Source organism: Frigoribacterium sp. R86507 (genome assembly GCF_044597695.1).
Classification (GTDB): domain Bacteria; phylum Actinomycetota; class Actinomycetes; order Actinomycetales; family Microbacteriaceae; genus Frigoribacterium.
In genome coordinates this window covers 1,229,998-1,246,598 of sequence record NZ_CP139002.1, presented here as the reverse complement: position 1 = coordinate 1,246,598, position 16,601 = coordinate 1,229,998, and the positions used below count along the sequence as shown (strand labels likewise).

Here is a 16,601-nt window from a genome sequence, read left to right as displayed (position 1 = left end):
TACCTCATCTCGTCGACTCTCGTCGAAAGGCTGTTCATGCCCCCCTCCTTCCCGTGGCGACGCCGAGTCACGGCCCTCGCCGTGGTGTCGACCGCGCTCGCCTCCGGTGCCGTCTCCGCGTCGGCCGCCCCGTCGGTCTCCGACGCCGATCTCACCCTCACGATCGAGTCCTCCGAGGACGGCCACGGTCCGTTCACCCCGGGGGACGACACCCCGGGGGCGGACTCCTCCGCGAACAACGGACGCGTCCGGACGGCGGACGCCGTCACGTGGTCGGTTCTGCTCGGGGCCCGTTCGGGCCGAGCCGACGACGTCGTGCTCGAGCTCGACGCCGTCTCGGGTTCCGTCTTCTCCGACCTGCCCGACCAGTGCGGCGCGGGTTCCCGGGTCACCCCCGAGCACCTCACCTGCCGCATCGGGTCTCTCGAGCGAGGACTCCTCGCCATCCCGATCGTGACCTGGGTGCCCCAGACCGCTCCGGCGAATTCGATCGCCGCCGTCGCCGGGCAGCTGGCCGCGGCGGATTCCGTCCCCGTCCCCGCGACGTCCGACGACGTCGTCGTCAGTGCCGCCCCCCGATGGGACCTCGCGGCGTCGACGGTCGTGCCGGACTTCTCCGAGACGGTCGGGCCCGACGGCGTCACGCCGGGGTTCCGCATCGTCTATCCGGTGCTGCTGCACGGCGACGGGCTGCAGCCCGAACAAGGCACCCTCGGGCTCGAGTCCCTCGGGGGCGGCATCTCGTTCGTCGACGACGTCTCGAGGATGTACGGCTCGAACAGCAGTCCGGCTGTCCTGTCACCCCTCGACGACGCACCCGCCTGCGGGGTCAACACCGGTCAGGTGGCCGGGGCACCGGGCGGTCGAGGCGGTGGGACGGACGCCGTGGTCGACTCCGGCGAGTTCACGTGCACGCAATCCGGTCCGGGTGAACCCGTCACGGTGAGCATCGCCGGCATCGATTCGTCCCTGGCCTCCGTCCCGTCTCGGTCCGTCTCGGGCACGCCCATCACCGGCGGCGTCAAGCCGTACGTCGTCTCCGGCTACGTGAGCCTGTGGGTGCCGCGACCCGCGGCGGGCGACTCCTTCACGGCCCGCAACGTGTACAGGGATCTCGTGGCGTCCTCCGTCTCGGGGCAGTCCAACTACCTCGACGGCTCGGAGCCCTCGAACAACAACGTGGTCGACCGGAACATCGGCGAGTTCACCGGCCTCCAGGGCTCGCAGCGGTACTTCGGAGCCGAGCAGGGCACGGCCACGACCTGGAACGCCTCGGGCAAGTACGACCAGCCCTACGTCACCCCCGGCCAGGACCTCGTCATCCGGGGCACCTTGCGCAACGCCGGCACGACGACCTGGTCGGGCACGAAGCTCTGCACCGTCTTCGACCGGGACGTCCAGTCCCTCCGGCAGGTCGGAGCGAACTGGGCCGTCTCCTCGGACCGCGCCACGACCGGTCGCCCCGCCTTCGCCGCGTTCGGTGCCGACGATCCTTCTGACCTGCGGGACGCCGAGTGCGGCTCCGGCGACGACTGGTACGACAACCCGACCGACGTCCCCGGTGGCCCGGAGGCCGTCGGCAAGGTGGTCTGGTCGTTCGACCACCCCGGAGACGCGACCATCGGCTTCAACGTCTTCGTCTCGCTGCACGACGACCTCCCCGATCTGCAGCGCGTCCGATCCTTCACGAGCGTGCAGCGGGTGACCGACGGACCGTGGGTGCACGACCGCAACCCGGCGGACGAGGCCAACGGCGGCTGGGCGGACTTCCTCACGATGACCGCAGACCTGGCCCGGGTCACCACGAAGGTCGTCGACCCGGGGCACGATGCGGACGACACCCCCGACGCGACCCGTTTCGCGCGCGCAGGCGAGACCGTGACGTTCGCCGTCTACCCGACGGTCACGAACGCCACCGGGAACGGTCTGCCGGGCGACCTCCTGGTCACCGACCTGCTGCCACCGGGTGCGTCCTACGTCGAGGGCAGCGCCTCCCGTCGGCCGGAGTCCGTCGTCGACGAGACGGGTGCCGACGGTGTCCTCCAGCAGCGCATCACCTGGCGCTTCCCGGACGTCCGCCCCAACGACGTCCTGCCGGCCGTGACCTTCGACGTCGTCCTCGGGGCGGCCGTCGGCCCCGTCGTCTCGACCGCCTCCGTGGTGTGGGACCGTGACGTGTCTGACGACCCCCGCAAACAGGCGACCCGGGGGCTCCATGTCCTGGCTGGGGCGGGCTTCAACGTCGGCGAGACCGTCGACGCGGAACGACACGTCCTCGGAGACGAGGTGACGTTCACCCTGCGCTACCAGAACCTGGCGCCGACCGACATGAGCTCGTCCGCCCTGGTGGCCGTCCTGCCCCACGATGCCGACGGTCGCGGAACCGCCGTCGGAACACACGTCGAACTGGTCGGGCCCGTCGCTGCAGCATCGAGCGGCGAGGAGGTGCGATACACGGCGGCCGCCGCGTCGAGCGTCCCGAGCGACCCCGGTGACGACGGACCCACCTGGTGCACCGTCGACCTGTTCGGGTCGGTCGGCTGTCCGTCGTCGTGGGCCGAGGTGACGGCCGTGCGCATCGACACCGACGACGCCGTGGCACCGTCACAGATCGTCCGGCACGACCTGGTGGTCCGGGTGGCCGAGAGTGGTGCTCGAGACGCCGTCCTGGCCTCCGACTTCACTCTTCGCACGCCCGACATCTCGACCGCTCTGGCGTCCCAGGTGGTCTCGACGACGTTCGTGTCGGGCTCGATCGGCGACCAGGTGTGGGCCGACGTCGACGGCGACGGACTCCAGGGCGACGAACCGGGAGTGGCCGATCTGCACCTCGTCCTGACCGGAGTGGACGATCGGGGCGACGACGTCGACCGCGAGACGACGACGGATGCTGAAGGTCGGTACGAGTTCGACGCGCTCCGGCCCGGCACGTACGTCCTCGACGCCGGTGCCGCGAGCCGTGTCTGGACCTCAGCACATCAGGGCGACGATCCCCGGCGAGACTCGGACGTCGACGAGAAGGGCCGGGCCACGGTCCGCATCGACCGGGTCGAGGATTCCGACGGCGACCTGGTGAGCGTCACGTCCACGTCGGACGTCGACGCCGGCCTGATCCCCGACCTGCCCGTGATCGACCCCCCGGTCACCGAGCCTCCGGGCGACGAAGACCAGGGTGATTCCGGCGACACCACGACGCCCGGAGGCGCTGGGCCGGTGGACGCCTCCGACTCGGGATCAGGTCCGCCCCCTGCTCGGCTCGCCTTCACCGGCACGTCGGCAGCCCTCCTCGCGGGCGGTCTCACCCTGGGCATCGCTCTGCTCGCCCTCGGGGTCCTGACGGTCCGCCGACGCCGACTCGAGAGGTGATGCGACGCGGGGTCGGGTGCGACACACGAAGCACCCGGCCCCGCGGTGGTCCGAACGGGCCATGCGGTGGTCCCCGGGGCTCCTCGGCACGGGGCACGAGGCACAGCACCCGTCGGTAGGCTGATGACGCAGCCCGAACCAGACCACGGTCACCGATCGAAGGAGATTCCATGCCCGTCGCAACCCCCGAGCAGTACGCCGAGATGCTCGACAAGGCGAAGAACAAGGGCTTCGCCTACCCCGCCATCAACGTGTCCTCGTCGCAGACGATCAACTCCGTGCTGCAGGGCCTCACCGAGGCGGGCAGCGACGGCATCATCCAGGTCACCACCGGCGGCGCCGACTACTTCGCCGGCCACACCGTCAAGAACCGTGCTGCGGGGGCCATCGCCTTCGCGAAGTTCGCGACCGAGGTCGCGAAGAACTACCCCGTGACCGTCGCCCTGCACACCGACCACTGCCCGAAGGACGCTCTCGACGGCTTCGTGCTGCCGCTGATCGCCGCCTCCGAAGAAGAGGTCCGGGCCGGTCGCAACCCGCTGTTCCAGTCGCACATGTGGGACGGTTCGGCCGTCCCGCTCGACGAGAACATCTCGATCGCCCAGGACATGCTGAAGCGCACCAAGGCGATCAACGCCATCCTCGAGGTCGAGATCGGCGTCGTCGGCGGCGAAGAAGACGGTGTCCAGCACGAGGGCACCAACGACGCGCTCTACACCACGGTGGGCGACGTCACCCGCGTGGTCGAGGCGCTCGGCCTCGGCGAGCACGGCCGCTACATCGCTGCACTCACCTTCGGCAACGTGCACGGCGTGTACAAGCCGGGCAACGTCAAACTGCGACCCGAGCTGCTCGGCGAGATCCAGCAGGGCATCCAGGAGAAATTCGGCACGGCCGACAAGCCCCTCGAACTCGTCTTCCACGGTGGCTCGGGATCGTCCGACGCCGAGATCGCCGAGGCCGTCTCGAACGGTGTCGTGAAGATGAACCTCGACACCGACACGCAGTACGCCTTCAGCCGATCCATCGCCGACACCGTGCTGAAGAACTACGACGGCTTCCTCAAGGTCGACGGCGAGGTCGGCAACAAGAAGCAGTACGACCCCCGCGCCTGGGGCAAGGTCGCCGAGACCGCCATGGCCGCCCGCGTCGTCGAGGCGACGAAGCAGCTCGGGTCGTACGGTCAGTCGGCGAGCTGACCCGCGCCTCCTGGTCGCACGACGAAGCCCCCGAGCGAGTGCTCGGGGGCTTCGTCGTCGAGACGTGCGGCGAGGATCAGTTCGACCCCGAGAAGTAGTCGTTCGTGAAGCTCTGCATCGCTTCGGCGAAGGCTGGATCGCCCATCAGGATGGCCGCCGCTCCGAACCCCTGCACGAGACCGAAGACGACACCGGCGACGAGGGGCACGACGAATCCGAGACGCCCGGCGCGCAGCCGCCGGAGGGTCCACCAGGTCGAGACGGCGAAGAGCGCCACGGCCAGAACGGCCATGACGACACCGAAGGTCTGCAGCGCGGCCGACGAGCCGAACCCCGAGAGATCGAGCCCGAACGTCTCGAACTGGGCGAGCTGCGTCGTCGCATAGCCGGGCACGCGGGCGACGGCCTGGATCGCTCCGAAGGCCCCCAGCCCGATCAGGGCGAACGTCGCCACCCGGTCGATGCGGCGCCCGGTCGTGAGCGCAGGAGGCGCCGTGCGGGTCTCGTCACCGGGGCGGACGTCGGTCGAGACCGCGGGCCGCGCGTCCTGGTCGGCGACCCGCGCCTCCTCGGCGCTGTCGGCCTCGGCCGTGACCGGATTCACCCAACCCTCGGGGGCGTACTCGCCGTAGCGCGGCTTCGGACGGTCGTCGGTCATCGGGTGCGACCGCCGAGGCCGCGCGCGTCGACCTGGCCCGTCGCGTCTTTCCGGAGTTCCTTCGGGAGCGAGAACATCAAGTCCTCTTCGGCCGTGACGACTTCTTGGACGTCGACGTAGCCGGCGTCGGACAGGTCGGCCAGCACCTCGTCGACGAGGACCTCGGGCACCGACGCGCCGGAGGTGACCCCCACCGTCTCGACGCCGTCGAGCCACTCCTGCTTGATCTCGTTCGTGTAGTCGACGCGGTAGGCGGCCTTGGCCCCGTGCTCGAGGGCGACCTCGACGAGACGCACGCTGTTCGAGCTGTTCGCCGAGCCGACGACGATGACGAGATCGGCGCCCTGGGCGACCTTCTTGATCGCGACCTGGCGGTTCTGCGTGGCGTAGCAGATGTCGTCGCTCGGCGGGTTCTGAATGCTCGGGAAGCGCTCGCGCAGACGACGCACGGTCTCCATCGTCTCGTCGACGCTGAGGGTGGTCTGCGACAGCCAGACGAGGTTGTCGGGATCGGCGACGACGAGGTCGTCGACCTCGCCCGGGTTCTGCACGAGGGTCGTACGGTCCGCCGCGTGACCCATCGTGCCCTCGACCTCTTCGTGCCCGGCATGGCCGATGAGGATGATGTGACGGCCCTGGTTGCCGAAGCGGACGGCCTCGCGGTGCACCTTCGTGACGAGCGGGCAGGTCGCGTCGATGGCCTGCAACTCGCGATCGGCCGCACCCTTCACGACGGCCGGCGAGACGCCGTGCGCGCTGAAGACGATGTGCGACCCCTGGGGGACCTCGTCGACCTCGTCGACGAAGATCGCTCCCTGGCTCTCGAGGGTCGCCACGACGTGGACGTTGTGGACGATCTGCTTGCGGACGTAGACGGGAGCACCGTAGTGCTCGAGCGCCTTCTCGACCGCGATGACGGCTCGGTCGACGCCGGCGCAGTACCCGCGAGGTGCCGCGAGCAGCACCCGCTTGCGTCCGTTGACGGGGGTATCCTTTAGCCTGTTCCGCACCGCAGGAACACGCGGTGTCGGCAGGTCGATGGCGAGGGCGCCGTTGGAGATGTGGCTCACCCGACGAGTCTAGGTGTGCCGGACTGGTCACGTACTGGGAGCGACCGCACGAACGGTCGATCGCCCCGGGCCGTCGCTCGTCCTGCCGGTGTCGACCACCCCCTCGAACGGAGCTCCATGACGATCGTTCCCCCTCCTCCCACGGCCGAGTCCCCGTGGCCCGTCGGGCTCCTCGCGAGCAAGGTGCGCGACTGGATCGATCGTCTCGGCACGGCCTGGGTCGAGGGCGAGATCACCCAGTGGAACGTCTCCGGGGGCAACGTCTACGGCAAGCTCCGCGACCTCGAACAAGACGCCACCGTGTCGTTCTCCATCTGGTCCAGCGTGAAGTCGCGGGTGCCCGCCGACCTCAAGCAGGGCGACCGCGTCATCGCCGCCGTCAAGCCGAACTACTGGGTCAAGGGCGGCAGCCTCACGATGCAGGTGTTCGACATGCGTCACGTCGGGCTCGGCGACCTCCTCGAGCGACTCGAACGCCTCCGCCGCCAGCTCACGGCAGAGGGGCTCTTCTCCCCCGAGCGCAAGCGGGCCCTGCCGTTCCTGCCCGGGTGCATCGGCCTGGTCACCGGCAAAGACAGCGACGCCGAGAAAGACGTCCTGCGCAACGCCCAGCTGCGGTGGCCCTCGGTCTCGTTCCGGGTGGTTCACGCGGCGGTGCAGGGCGACCGCATGGTCGGCGAGGTCACGGCGGCGATCCAGCGTCTCGACGCCGACGACGAGGTCGACGTCATCATCGTCGCCCGAGGCGGGGGCGACTTCCAGAACCTGCTCGGCTTCAGCGACGAGGGACTCGTCCGCGCCGTCTCGGCATGCACGACACCGGTCGTCAGTGCGATCGGGCACGAGGCCGACCGGCCGCTGCTCGATGACGTCGCCGACCTGCGTGCGTCCACACCCACCGACGCCGCCAAACGGGTCGTCCCCGACGTGACCGAAGAACTGTCGCGCGTGCAACAGGCGCGCACCCGCATCGGCATGCGTCTGACCTCGCTGGTCGCCACCGAGATCGACCGACTCGAACAGATCCGCAGCAGGCCCGTGCTCGCCTCACCCCAGACCCTCGTCGACGTCCGGGCCGACGAGGTCGTCCGGGCGGTCGCACGGGGTGAAGAACTCGTCGGGCGGGCCGTCGAGAGGGCGCACACCCGGGTCTCCGAGCTCACGGCGCAACTGCGCGCCCTGTCGCCGCAGGGCACGCTGCGCCGCGGCTACGCGATCGTGCAGCTTCCGTCGGGCGGCGTGCTGCGCTCCCCCGACGAGGCCCCCGCCGAGACGCGCCTCCTCGTGACCACCGACGGAGGCGCGGTGGGCGCCGTCAGCACCGGCGCCTCCTCCCCAGGCTCCGACGCGGCGGGCGACTCCTCACCCGTGGCGTCTGCCGCGTCCTCCGTCAGCACCCCTCGTTAGGATCGTCCCGTGGACACCACCCCGACCAGCACCCCGCCCGACGTCTCCTCGCTCAGCTACGAGCAGGCCCGCGACGAGCTCGTGTCCGTCGTGAACGAACTCGAGCAGGGCGCCTCGACCCTCGAACGCTCGCTCGCCCTCTGGGAACGCGGCGAGGCACTCGCCCGGCGCTGCGAAGAGTGGTTGATGGGGGCGCGAGAGCGCCTCGAAGCGGCCCGCCGCCAGGTGTCCGCCGAATGACCTCCCCTTCCGACGGCGGCCGCCGGGGCCCGCGACGTCCTCGTGAGCCCCGCGTCGTCGCCGAACTCGGCCGACCCGAGACCCCTGACGAGACCGCGGCGCGCAAGGCCGAGAACACCCGCAAGCACTATGCGAACCAGACGGCGATCAACCTGACCTTGTCGATCGTCGCCTCGCTCGGCATCGTGCTCTTCCTCGTGCTCGTCGTGGTCCGCCCGAGCGGCACCGTGAATCGTCAAGAGATCGACTACGTGCAGGTCGCGGCACAGGCCCAGGCGAGCGTCGACGCTCCCCTCGCCGCGCCTCCGCTGCCCGACGGGTGGTCGTCGAACGCGGCCGAGGTCCGGTCGTCCACCCGCGACGACGTGCCGACCTGGTACGTCGGGCTCATCACCCCCGACCAGCAGTTCATCGGCCTCGAACAGGGCATCGACGCCAACCCGACCTGGGTCAGCCTGCAGGTGCAGAACGCCGCGGCGACGTCGACCCGGTCGATCGGCGGTCTCACCTGGGACGTCTACGACCGGCGTGACGCCGACGACCCGGGCAACTACGCCTACGCCCTGACCACCACGGTCGACCGTAGCTCGTACGTGCTGTATGGCACGGCCGACGACTCCGAGTTCGACGTCCTGGCCACCTCCCTGGCCGAACAGATCTCCAGCCAAGAAAGCGAATGACGTGACCCGACACGACCCCGCCGCAGGTGTGCCCGCTGCCCCTTCCCCCTCCGAGAACACGGCGGCGACGCCCCGACCCACGGACGTCCCCGCACCCGCGACGGCGACCCGGTCCGAGCCGGGGACGGCGTGGAGCCGCATGGTCGACGGCAACCACCGCTTCGTCGAGGGGGCGCCGCGCCATCCTCATCAGGACAGCGACCGGCGGTCGTCGCTCGCCGCCGGGCAAGAACCCGTCGCCGCCCTCTTCGGCTGTGCCGACTCGCGACTCGCCGCCGAGATCATCTTCGACGTCGGCCTCGGTGACCTCTTCGTCGTGCGCAACGCCGGCCAGGTGGTCGGCGACACGGTCATCGCCTCGCTCGAATTCGCCGTCTCGGTGCTGCACGTCCCCCTCATCGTGGTGCTCGGCCACGACAGCTGCGGTGCCGTCGCCTCGGCCATCGACTCGATCGGTTCCGACGCCGCCCCCGGGTCGGCGTTCCTGGGCGGGCTGATCGACATGATCATGCCGTCGGTCGAGCGTGCCCAGCTCGATCTCGAGAACGGTGCCGACCTCGACCCCCGCACGGTCGGCCAGTTGCACATCGAGGCGTCCGTCCGCACGCTCGTCGACCGGTCCGCCCTCATCGCGTCCGCCGTCGCGGACGGTAAGTTGGCCGTGGTCGGCGCGAACTACGACCTCGCCAACGGGCGGGTCGACCCTTCGGTCGTCGTCGGCCGACTCTGAACCGAGTCGGGGCGAACGCTCCGACGCCCCGCGCCCTCGACGGGCGCAGCAGCCCGGCAGGGCCCGAGGAAAGGACCACGACGTCGTGACCACATCCGAGACCGAGTACCGCATCGAGCACGACACGATGGGCGAGGTGCGCGTTCCTGCATCGGCTCTCTACCGTGCCCAGACACAGCGTGCCGTCGAGAACTTCCCCATCAGCGGGGCCGGCCTCGAGCCCGCGCAGATCGTGGCGCTGGCTCGCATCAAGCGGGCGGCCGCCCTGGTGAACGGCGAGATGGGCATCATCGACCGGCCCGTCGCCGACGCGATCGTGTCGGCCGCCGACCAGATCATCGCCGGCAGCCACCACGACCAGTTCCCGGTCGACGTCTACCAGACGGGCAGCGGCACCTCGTCGAACATGAACATGAACGAGGTGCTCGCCACCCTCGCCGGCACGGTCGACGGCGTCGCCGTCCACCCCAACGACCACGTCAACGCGTCGCAGTCGTCGAACGACGTCTTCCCGACCTCCGTCCACGTCGCCGTCACGGGTGCGCTGCTGCACGACCTGATCCCCGCCCTGGACCACCTGGCCATCGCCCTCGAGAAGAAGGCCTCGGCCTGGTCCGACGTGGTGAAGGCAGGCCGCACCCACCTGATGGACGCCACGCCGGTCACCCTCGGCCAAGAGTTCGGCGGCTACGCACGGCAGATCCGTCTCGCGATCGACCGGGTGCAGAGCGCCCTCCCCCGCGTGGCCGAGGTCCCCCTGGGCGGAACGGCCACGGGGACCGGCATCAACACTCCCCAGGGCTTCCCTCAACGGGTCATCGCCGCCCTCGCGGACGACAGCGGACTGCCCGTCACCGAAGCGCTCGACCACTTCGAGGCGCAGGGCGCGCGCGACGCGCTCGTCGAGGCCTCCGGTGCCTTGCGAGTGCTCGCCGTGAGCCTCACGAAGATCAACAACGACATCCGATGGATGGGTTCGGGGCCCAACGCAGGCCTCGGCGAGCTGCACATCCCCGATCTGCAGCCCGGCTCGTCGATCATGCCCGGCAAGGTCAACCCGGTCATCCCCGAGGCCGTGCTCATGGTCTCGGCACGGGTGATCGGCAACGATGCGACGATCGCCTGGGCCGGCGCGTCCGGAGCCTTCGAGCTCAACGTGGCGATCCCCGTGATGGGCACGGCCCTGCTCGAGTCGATCCGCCTGCTCTCGAACGCCACCCGCGCCCTGGCCGACAAGACCGTCGACGGGCTCGAGGCCAACGTCGAGCACGCCCGTGCCCTCGCCGAGTCCTCTCCCTCGATCGTGACGCCGCTCAACCGGGTCATCGGCTACGAGGCGGCGGCGAAGGTGGCCAAGCACGCGGTCGCCCAGAAACTCACCGTCCGCGAGGCCGTCGTCGACCTCGGGTTCGTCGAGCGGGGCGAGGTCACCGAGCAGCAGCTCGACACCGCACTCGACGTGCTCAGCATGACCCACCCGGGCTGAGCCCCGCCCGGCAGGGCGCCCTGCTCTGCCCTGCCCTGCCGGGCTGAGCCTGACGCGCGGCGCGCCCAGCTCTGCCCTGACGGGCTGAGCCCAAAGCGCGGCGCCCAGCCCGCGCGGCACCCAGCCCGGTTCGGCACCCTGCCCGCGCGGCGCTTCGTCCGGGTCGCCCCGTCAGGGTCGCCGCTCTGTCCGGGTCGCCGCCGCGGCAGGACCAGCAGCCCATCGGGCGTCTCCGACCGGGACGTCGCCGATCGGCGTCGCGCCCGCAGCACGTCGAGGGGGCGCGCGTCCGTCGGTGACGGACCCGCGCCTCCTCGACGTCTCGGTTTCTCCTCTTGCTCTTCCTCGTCCTGTGGCCGCAGTCGAACCGCAGCGCGAACGTCACAGCAGCGTCACGACGGCATCGATGCTGACGTCGGCCGAACGGCCGGCAACGACACACCAGAACGCCGCGAGCAGGCACGGCCCGAAGGGGACGCCCCGACCCGGCGGTGCCGAATCTGCCGCTGGACGCGACCGTGACCGTCGCGACCTCGTGCCGAACCTCTGAACGCCGGCGATGCCGATGGCCAGCGTTCCGGCAAGACCCCAGAAGGCCAGCAGAGCCGTCACGTCGCCCGTCGACAGGAGACCGGTCAACACGGCCCCGAGCTTGACGTCCCCCATGCCCATGCCGCCCGCGAGGGCGGCCAGCAGACCGAACACAGCGGCGGCCAAGGCGAGGGCCAGGCTCGTCACCGCCTGGGCGGGGTCACCCCCGGCGACGCGCAGAGCCGTCGACACAGCCCACGCACCCGCGGCCACTCCGACCAGGACGTTCGGTAGTCGACGTTCGGCGAGGTCAATCCGGACCAGAGCCGGTGTCACGGCCGCGACTCCGAGAAACCCGACGAGCGTCACCGCCCCCGCGTTCGCGCCCGCGAGCGGGGCGGCGTGAGGCGTGACGGCCGCGACCGCGACCGCGACCGCCGACAGTGCAGCCACGGCGACTGCTTCGCGGGCCTGCGTGCGCTCGGACAGCGGCCCACCACCGCGTCGAGCTGCTCCCCGGTCCGACGAGCGCATCCCGTCCGGCGAGCCGTTCCCGTCCACCGAGCGCGTCCCGTCCGGCGAGCCGCCCCCGTCCACCGAGCGCGTCCCGTCCGGCAACATCGTCCCGTCCTGGAGACCGTCCGACGAGGTCATGACGCTCCCGATGTCGAAGCCGTCCCCGGTCCAGGCGGACCCGGGGGCGAGGCGCGTGCTCGAGCCGGCCGAACCAGATGCCACGGGCGTCGCCCCCGTGTCCGCCGGACACCAGGACGGCGGGCACGTCCGCGGGGCTCGACGAGACGGCGTCGAGGCCGTCGGGCATCCCCGAGCACCGTGTGGACGGCCTCGACGACGAGCGGTCGATGGTCGCGCACCATCTCGTAACTGGCTCGAAGGGCGGTCCGACCCTGGATCGTGATGGCCAGGTCCTTCAGCCGATCTGCGTCGAACGTGTCGCCGTGCCAGCTGCGGCCGTCGAGTTCGAGGGCGACGACACCGTCGACGACGACGTCGATGCGACGACGATCCCCCGGGCCGACCCGGGTCTGCGACTCGACCCGGTGTCCCAGACAGACGAAGGTCACCCTCATGACGCTCTCGATGAAGCTCTCGCTTCGGGCGTCGGCCCAGTCGACGATGCCCCTCACGTCGGCCGGTGCCCCCGCGAAGGCCTCGTGCAGTCCGACGACCGAGAAGTGACCGCTGGACAGCGCCCAGTCCAGCAGGGCGACCGCCTCGTCGAGAGGTGCGGCCACGACGGCGTCCACCAGAGCGGTTCGAAGGGGTACGGCCCAGGCCGCCCGGCGTGCGTCGTCCACCGCGTGTTCGTCCCCGTCGGGGTGACGGGACGCCGTTCCGGGTGACGGACGAGAGGGCACCCGCCCGTCGGCACGCCACCGGACCGTCGCGCCACGCCGTGGCCGGAGTCGTGACGCTCCAGGCGGCACCACGACGCTGAGGGTGGGAGCGGCCGTCCACATCCACGCCCCAAATAGGGCCAAGAGCGACGCCCCGGTCAACCTGCCCCCGATGCGCACGGCCTCGTACCTCGCATCACCCGGCGGGAAGGTCGTGTACCAACCTCGACGGGCCCGATGCACGTGCCCGAAGCGCACGGCTGCGGTGAGCATCCGGTCGGTGGCTCCGAGGGCGACGAGATCCCGCTTGTGGAGGACGCCGCCGGCATTCCTGACGTGGGTCGCGATCTGCTGCATGCCCACAGGGTGACGCGACCCGCGCCTCCTCGGCGGTGCGTAGGAGCCCCCCGGTGGAGAAGGACGGCTTCGCGCGAGCTGGGGCCGGGGCGTTCCGCACACCGGCTCGACGGCTCACCGGCACCCACCACGCCGAAGAGCCCGCGCCGCGCCCGCACTGCACCCCCGCCGCGTCCGCGCCCGCGCCGCACCCGCGCCCGCGTCCCGCCCGAGTCTCTGCGCACGTCGGCAACCCGGCCTGCACGGCCCCGCACTCCTCGGCCACGCCCCTTGCCGTCAACGGCCCCACCCCACACTCGCTGGCAAGTCAGGAGAATGCCGCGTGCAGACGTCCATCCGCACTCGAACCGTGTCGACATGCTGAGTTACCGACCCAGTAGGCGGTGGCCGGGCGACGCGCGGATCGCACCGCGACGGGGCCCGTCGCGGACGGCAGAGCACGACGCGACCCCGAACACACCGCGGCCAACTCAGGAGAACGACGACCACGTGCGGCACCGGACACCGTCAGCGCGCCGATCTCCTGAGTTGCCGACGCCGCGCGCCGGTCGCCACCCCCTGGCCGGCTGACGCCGAGCGCACGCGGCACCGCCCGAGCCGCAGGAGGCGCGGGTCGGGTGACCAGCGCCTCCTGCGTCCCCTGCTAAGTGAGGTCGTTCGACTCGAGCATCTCGGTGACGAGGGCCGCGATCGCGGACCGCTCGGAGCGGGTCAGCGTCACGTGACCGAACAGCGGGTGGCCCTTGAGTGTCTCGATGACCGAGGCGACCCCGTCGTGACGGCCGACGCGCAGGTTGTCGCGCTGCGCCACGTCGTGGGTGAGCACCACCCGCGAGTTCTGGCCGATGCGACTGAGCACGGTCAAGAGCACGTTGCGCTCGAGGGACTGGGCCTCGTCGACGATCACGAACGCGTCGTGCAACGACCGGCCCCGGATGTGAGTCAGGGGCAGCACCTCGAGAATGCCCCGCTCGACCACCTCGTCGAGGACGTTCTGGGACACGATCGCACCGAGCGTGTCGAAGACAGCCTGGGCCCAAGGGTTCATCTTCTCGCCGGCATCGCCCGGGAGGAACCCCAGGTCTTGGCCGCCCACCGCGTAGAGCGGTCGGAACACCATGATCTTCTTGTGCTGTTGCTTCTCGAGGACGGCCTCAAGGCCGGCGCAGAGCGCGAGGGCTGATTTGCCCGTACCGGCGCTGCCGCCTAGCGACACGATGCCCACCTCGGGATCGAGCAGCAGGTCGATCGCCAGACGCTGCTCGGCCGAGCGGCCGTGCAGCCCGAAGACGTCGCGATCGCCGCGGACGAGACGTGCCTCGCCGCGGGCGAACACCCGCCCCAGCGCCGAGCCACGATCCGAGTGCACGACCACCCCGGTGTTCACGGGGACGTCCGCGAGCGAACGGGAGGAGATCTTCTCGGACTCGTAGAACGACGCCATCTGCTCGCTCGAGACGTCGATCGAGGCCTGCCCGGTGTACCCGCTGTCGACGACCTGCTCGGCCCGGTACTCTTCGGCGGCCAGTCCGATCGACGCGGCCTTCACCCGCAGGGGCAGGTCTTTCGACACCACCGTGACGGCCAGCCCGTCGGCGGCGAGGTTCGACGCGACGGCGAGGATGCGCGAATCGGCGTCGTTCAGCTGCAGGCCCGAGGGCAGGACCGACATGTTCGAGTGGTTCAGCTCGACTCGCAGCGAGCCCCCGTCGCCCACGGCCACGGGGAAGTCGAGACGGTCGTGCTTCACGCGGAGGTCGTCGAGCAGGCGCAGGGCCTGACGAGCGAAGTAGCCCAGCTCGGGGTCGTGACGTTTGCCCTCAAGTTCGCTGACGACGACGACGGGCAGCACCACGTCGTGTTCGGCAAAGCGGAAGAGCGCCTGTGGATCGGACAGCAGCACCGACGTGTCGAGCACGTAGGTGCGCTGGGCGACCGCCTGGTCACCCCCCGTGGCTGATGCGGTGTTGCGTTCGGTTGAGGTGATGTTCGACGCGGTCACGACCACTCCGTCCTCGGGCGGCTGGGCACCCGGGTACCTTCTGCAGAGACGGCCGCGAAGCAGTTCGAGGCGAACTTTCGTGGCCGTCTCGACCGGGCTCCTTGCCCGATGTGACGAACCTACGACGCGCCTCCGACATCCGCATCACCGACGCGACCGTGTCGTGTGACGATCAGGTGAACGACCCTCATGTGCTGGTCGAGGGTGACGGCCGGTCGAGATCCACCCCGCCCAGCCCTGCCGGGCCCACCCCGCTCCCCCACGGCCCGCCCGGCCTCGTCCGGCCCCGCCGGACCCGCCCTAGTAGAAGACGCTCGTGCCGAACGAGGTGAACGCGCCCCGCAGCATCTCGAACGAGTCGTCGCCCGTGGACACGTGCACGCTCAGCCGCACGGTCGTGTCGCGCACGGTCGCCGTGACCCCGTGGTTGATCAGTGCCGCCGTCAGCGTCGTCATCTGGTCGAGGGCGGGCTCGAGCACGACGATGCCGGCCCGCTCCGCCTCGTCGCGAGGCGAGACCACCGGCACGGCGAACTCGTCGGCGAGGTCGATCACCCGGGTGGCCCGTTCGGCCACGGCTCGCGAGACGGCGGCGACGCCCACGTCGGCGAGGTCCTCGAGAGCCGTGGCGAACCGCGCCTGGGCGATGGGGTCGGGATGCGTCAGCTGGAAGGCCGCGGCACCCGGACGGGTCGGCTGCCGTTCGTGGTACGAGCCGGCGAGGGCCAGATCACTGCCGGCGACACCGCTGAACACCGGGGTCAGGGCGGAGAGCGCCCGATCGCTCAAGGCCAGGAAGCCCGTCCCCCATCCGGCCCGGACCCACTTCTGGCCGCCCGACGCGACGACGTCGGCCACGGCGTAGGGCGCGTCGACCACGCCGAACCCCTGGATCGCGTCGACGACCAGCAACCGATCGCCGATGACCTGACGGATGCCCTCGAGGTCCACGAGGTACCCCGTGCGGTAGTCCACCAGGCTGACGGCGACGGCGGTGACCGAGTCGGTGAGGTGGCGCTGCACCACGGCCGGCGTCACGACGTCGTGATCGAGGTCCATCCAGACCGGCTCGAGCACGCGCAGCGCCTCCGCCGACCGGGTCGCCGCGACGGGCATGCTCGGGTAGTCCCGAGGCGACATCAGCACCTGCCCGGTCAGCCCGAACAGCGTGTGCGTGAGCCCCGCACTCGTGTTCGGCTGGAAGACGACGTGGTCGGGGGCGAAGCCGACGAGTGACGAGATCGCCCGTCCGACGCGGCCTGCTTGCTCGGTCAGGGCGATCTCGGAGCCGAAGCGGGCCCGAGCCTGCACCTCGACCAACGAGCGCTGCTCGTCGGCGACGGAGCTCGAGATGGGTCCCCATTTCGCGAAGTCGAAGTATCCGGGTTCGTCGGTGAACCTCGAGGCGAGGTCGTCGATGGTCTTCACGGTGTTCTCCTAGGCGGGGGTGACTGGTCCACCGTAGTGCCGTCCGTGGTCCGCCGACCCGCGCCTCCTCGTCCCGTCGTCGGCGCAGG

General features: G+C 70.7%; 13 protein-coding genes. 8 read left to right on the top strand and 5 right to left on the bottom strand.

Annotated elements, in window-relative coordinates:
- The first annotated feature begins 36 nt into the window (after nt 1-36).
- Both SJY14_RS05975 and fbaA read left to right on the top strand, forming a co-directional pair.
- On the top strand, nt 37-3,366 hold the full coding sequence (locus tag SJY14_RS05975; protein ID WP_396600063.1) for an SdrD B-like domain-containing protein: 3,330 nt from the start codon (nt 37-39) through the stop codon (nt 3,364-3,366).
- Nucleotides 3,367-3,536: 170 nt separating this feature from the next.
- Nucleotides 3,537-4,565, top strand: a complete 1,029-nt coding sequence (gene fbaA, locus SJY14_RS05970) for a class II fructose-bisphosphate aldolase (RefSeq protein ID WP_071256811.1) — start codon at nt 3,537-3,539, stop codon at nt 4,563-4,565.
- A 76-nt stretch (nt 4,566-4,641) separates the two neighbouring features.
- Here fbaA and SJY14_RS05965 read toward each other — a convergent pair whose 3' ends face one another.
- Both SJY14_RS05965 and SJY14_RS05960 read right to left on the bottom strand, forming a co-directional pair.
- Nucleotides 4,642-5,223 (bottom strand): DUF6264 family protein, encoded by a 582-nt coding sequence (locus SJY14_RS05965; protein WP_071256812.1) that lies wholly within the window; start codon nt 5,221-5,223, stop codon nt 4,642-4,644.
- The gene (locus tag SJY14_RS05960) at nt 5,220-6,293 is read right to left on the bottom strand and encodes a 4-hydroxy-3-methylbut-2-enyl diphosphate reductase (protein WP_082454523.1); all 1,074 of its coding nucleotides are present in this window, start codon (nt 6,291-6,293) and stop codon (nt 5,220-5,222) included. Before SJY14_RS05960 ends, SJY14_RS05965 begins: the two co-directional genes overlap by 4 nt.
- A 117-nt stretch (nt 6,294-6,410) precedes the next feature.
- Here SJY14_RS05960 and xseA point away from each other — a divergent pair, with 117 nt between their 5' ends.
- From xseA to SJY14_RS05935, 5 genes are all read left to right on the top strand, one after another.
- On the top strand, nt 6,411-7,700 hold the full coding sequence (xseA, locus tag SJY14_RS05955) for an exodeoxyribonuclease VII large subunit (RefSeq protein ID WP_396600062.1): 1,290 nt from the start codon (nt 6,411-6,413) through the stop codon (nt 7,698-7,700).
- A 9-nt stretch (nt 7,701-7,709) separates the two neighbouring features.
- On the top strand, nt 7,710-7,940 hold the full coding sequence (locus tag SJY14_RS05950) for an exodeoxyribonuclease VII small subunit (RefSeq protein WP_043597840.1): 231 nt from the start codon (nt 7,710-7,712) through the stop codon (nt 7,938-7,940).
- Nucleotides 7,937-8,620 (top strand): DUF4245 domain-containing protein, encoded by a 684-nt coding sequence (locus SJY14_RS05945; RefSeq protein WP_396600061.1) that lies wholly within the window; start codon nt 7,937-7,939, stop codon nt 8,618-8,620. The genes SJY14_RS05950 and SJY14_RS05945 overlap by 4 nt, the downstream gene beginning before the upstream one ends.
- Before the next feature lie 139 nt (nt 8,621-8,759).
- Nucleotides 8,760-9,350 (top strand): carbonic anhydrase, encoded by a 591-nt coding sequence (locus tag SJY14_RS05940; protein WP_071256910.1) that lies wholly within the window; start codon nt 8,760-8,762, stop codon nt 9,348-9,350.
- A gap of 85 nt (nt 9,351-9,435) precedes the next feature.
- Complete coding sequence (locus SJY14_RS05935) at nt 9,436-10,836, top strand: class II fumarate hydratase (RefSeq protein ID WP_255364296.1); 1,401 nt, start codon at nt 9,436-9,438, stop codon at nt 10,834-10,836.
- Between the two features lie 381 nt (nt 10,837-11,217).
- Here SJY14_RS05935 and SJY14_RS05930 read toward each other — a convergent pair whose 3' ends face one another.
- Nucleotides 11,218-11,820 (bottom strand): prepilin peptidase, encoded by a 603-nt coding sequence (locus SJY14_RS05930; protein ID WP_396600060.1) that lies wholly within the window; start codon nt 11,818-11,820, stop codon nt 11,218-11,220.
- A 383-nt stretch (nt 11,821-12,203) separates the two neighbouring features.
- Here SJY14_RS05930 and SJY14_RS05925 point away from each other — a divergent pair, with 383 nt between their 5' ends.
- Nucleotides 12,204-12,731, top strand: coding sequence for a hypothetical protein (locus tag SJY14_RS05925; RefSeq protein WP_396600059.1), 528 nt, complete (start codon nt 12,204-12,206; stop codon nt 12,729-12,731).
- 994 nt (nt 12,732-13,725) lie between these two features.
- Here SJY14_RS05925 and SJY14_RS05920 read toward each other — a convergent pair.
- A complete protein-coding gene (locus SJY14_RS05920) occupies nt 13,726-15,069 on the bottom strand; it encodes a PhoH family protein (protein ID WP_396600251.1) in 1,344 nt (447 codons plus the stop codon).
- 315 nt (nt 15,070-15,384) lie between these two features.
- Nucleotides 15,385-16,512, bottom strand: coding sequence for an aminotransferase class V-fold PLP-dependent enzyme (locus SJY14_RS05915; protein WP_396600058.1), 1,128 nt, complete (start codon nt 16,510-16,512; stop codon nt 15,385-15,387).
- Between the last annotated feature and the right edge of the window lie 89 nt (nt 16,513-16,601).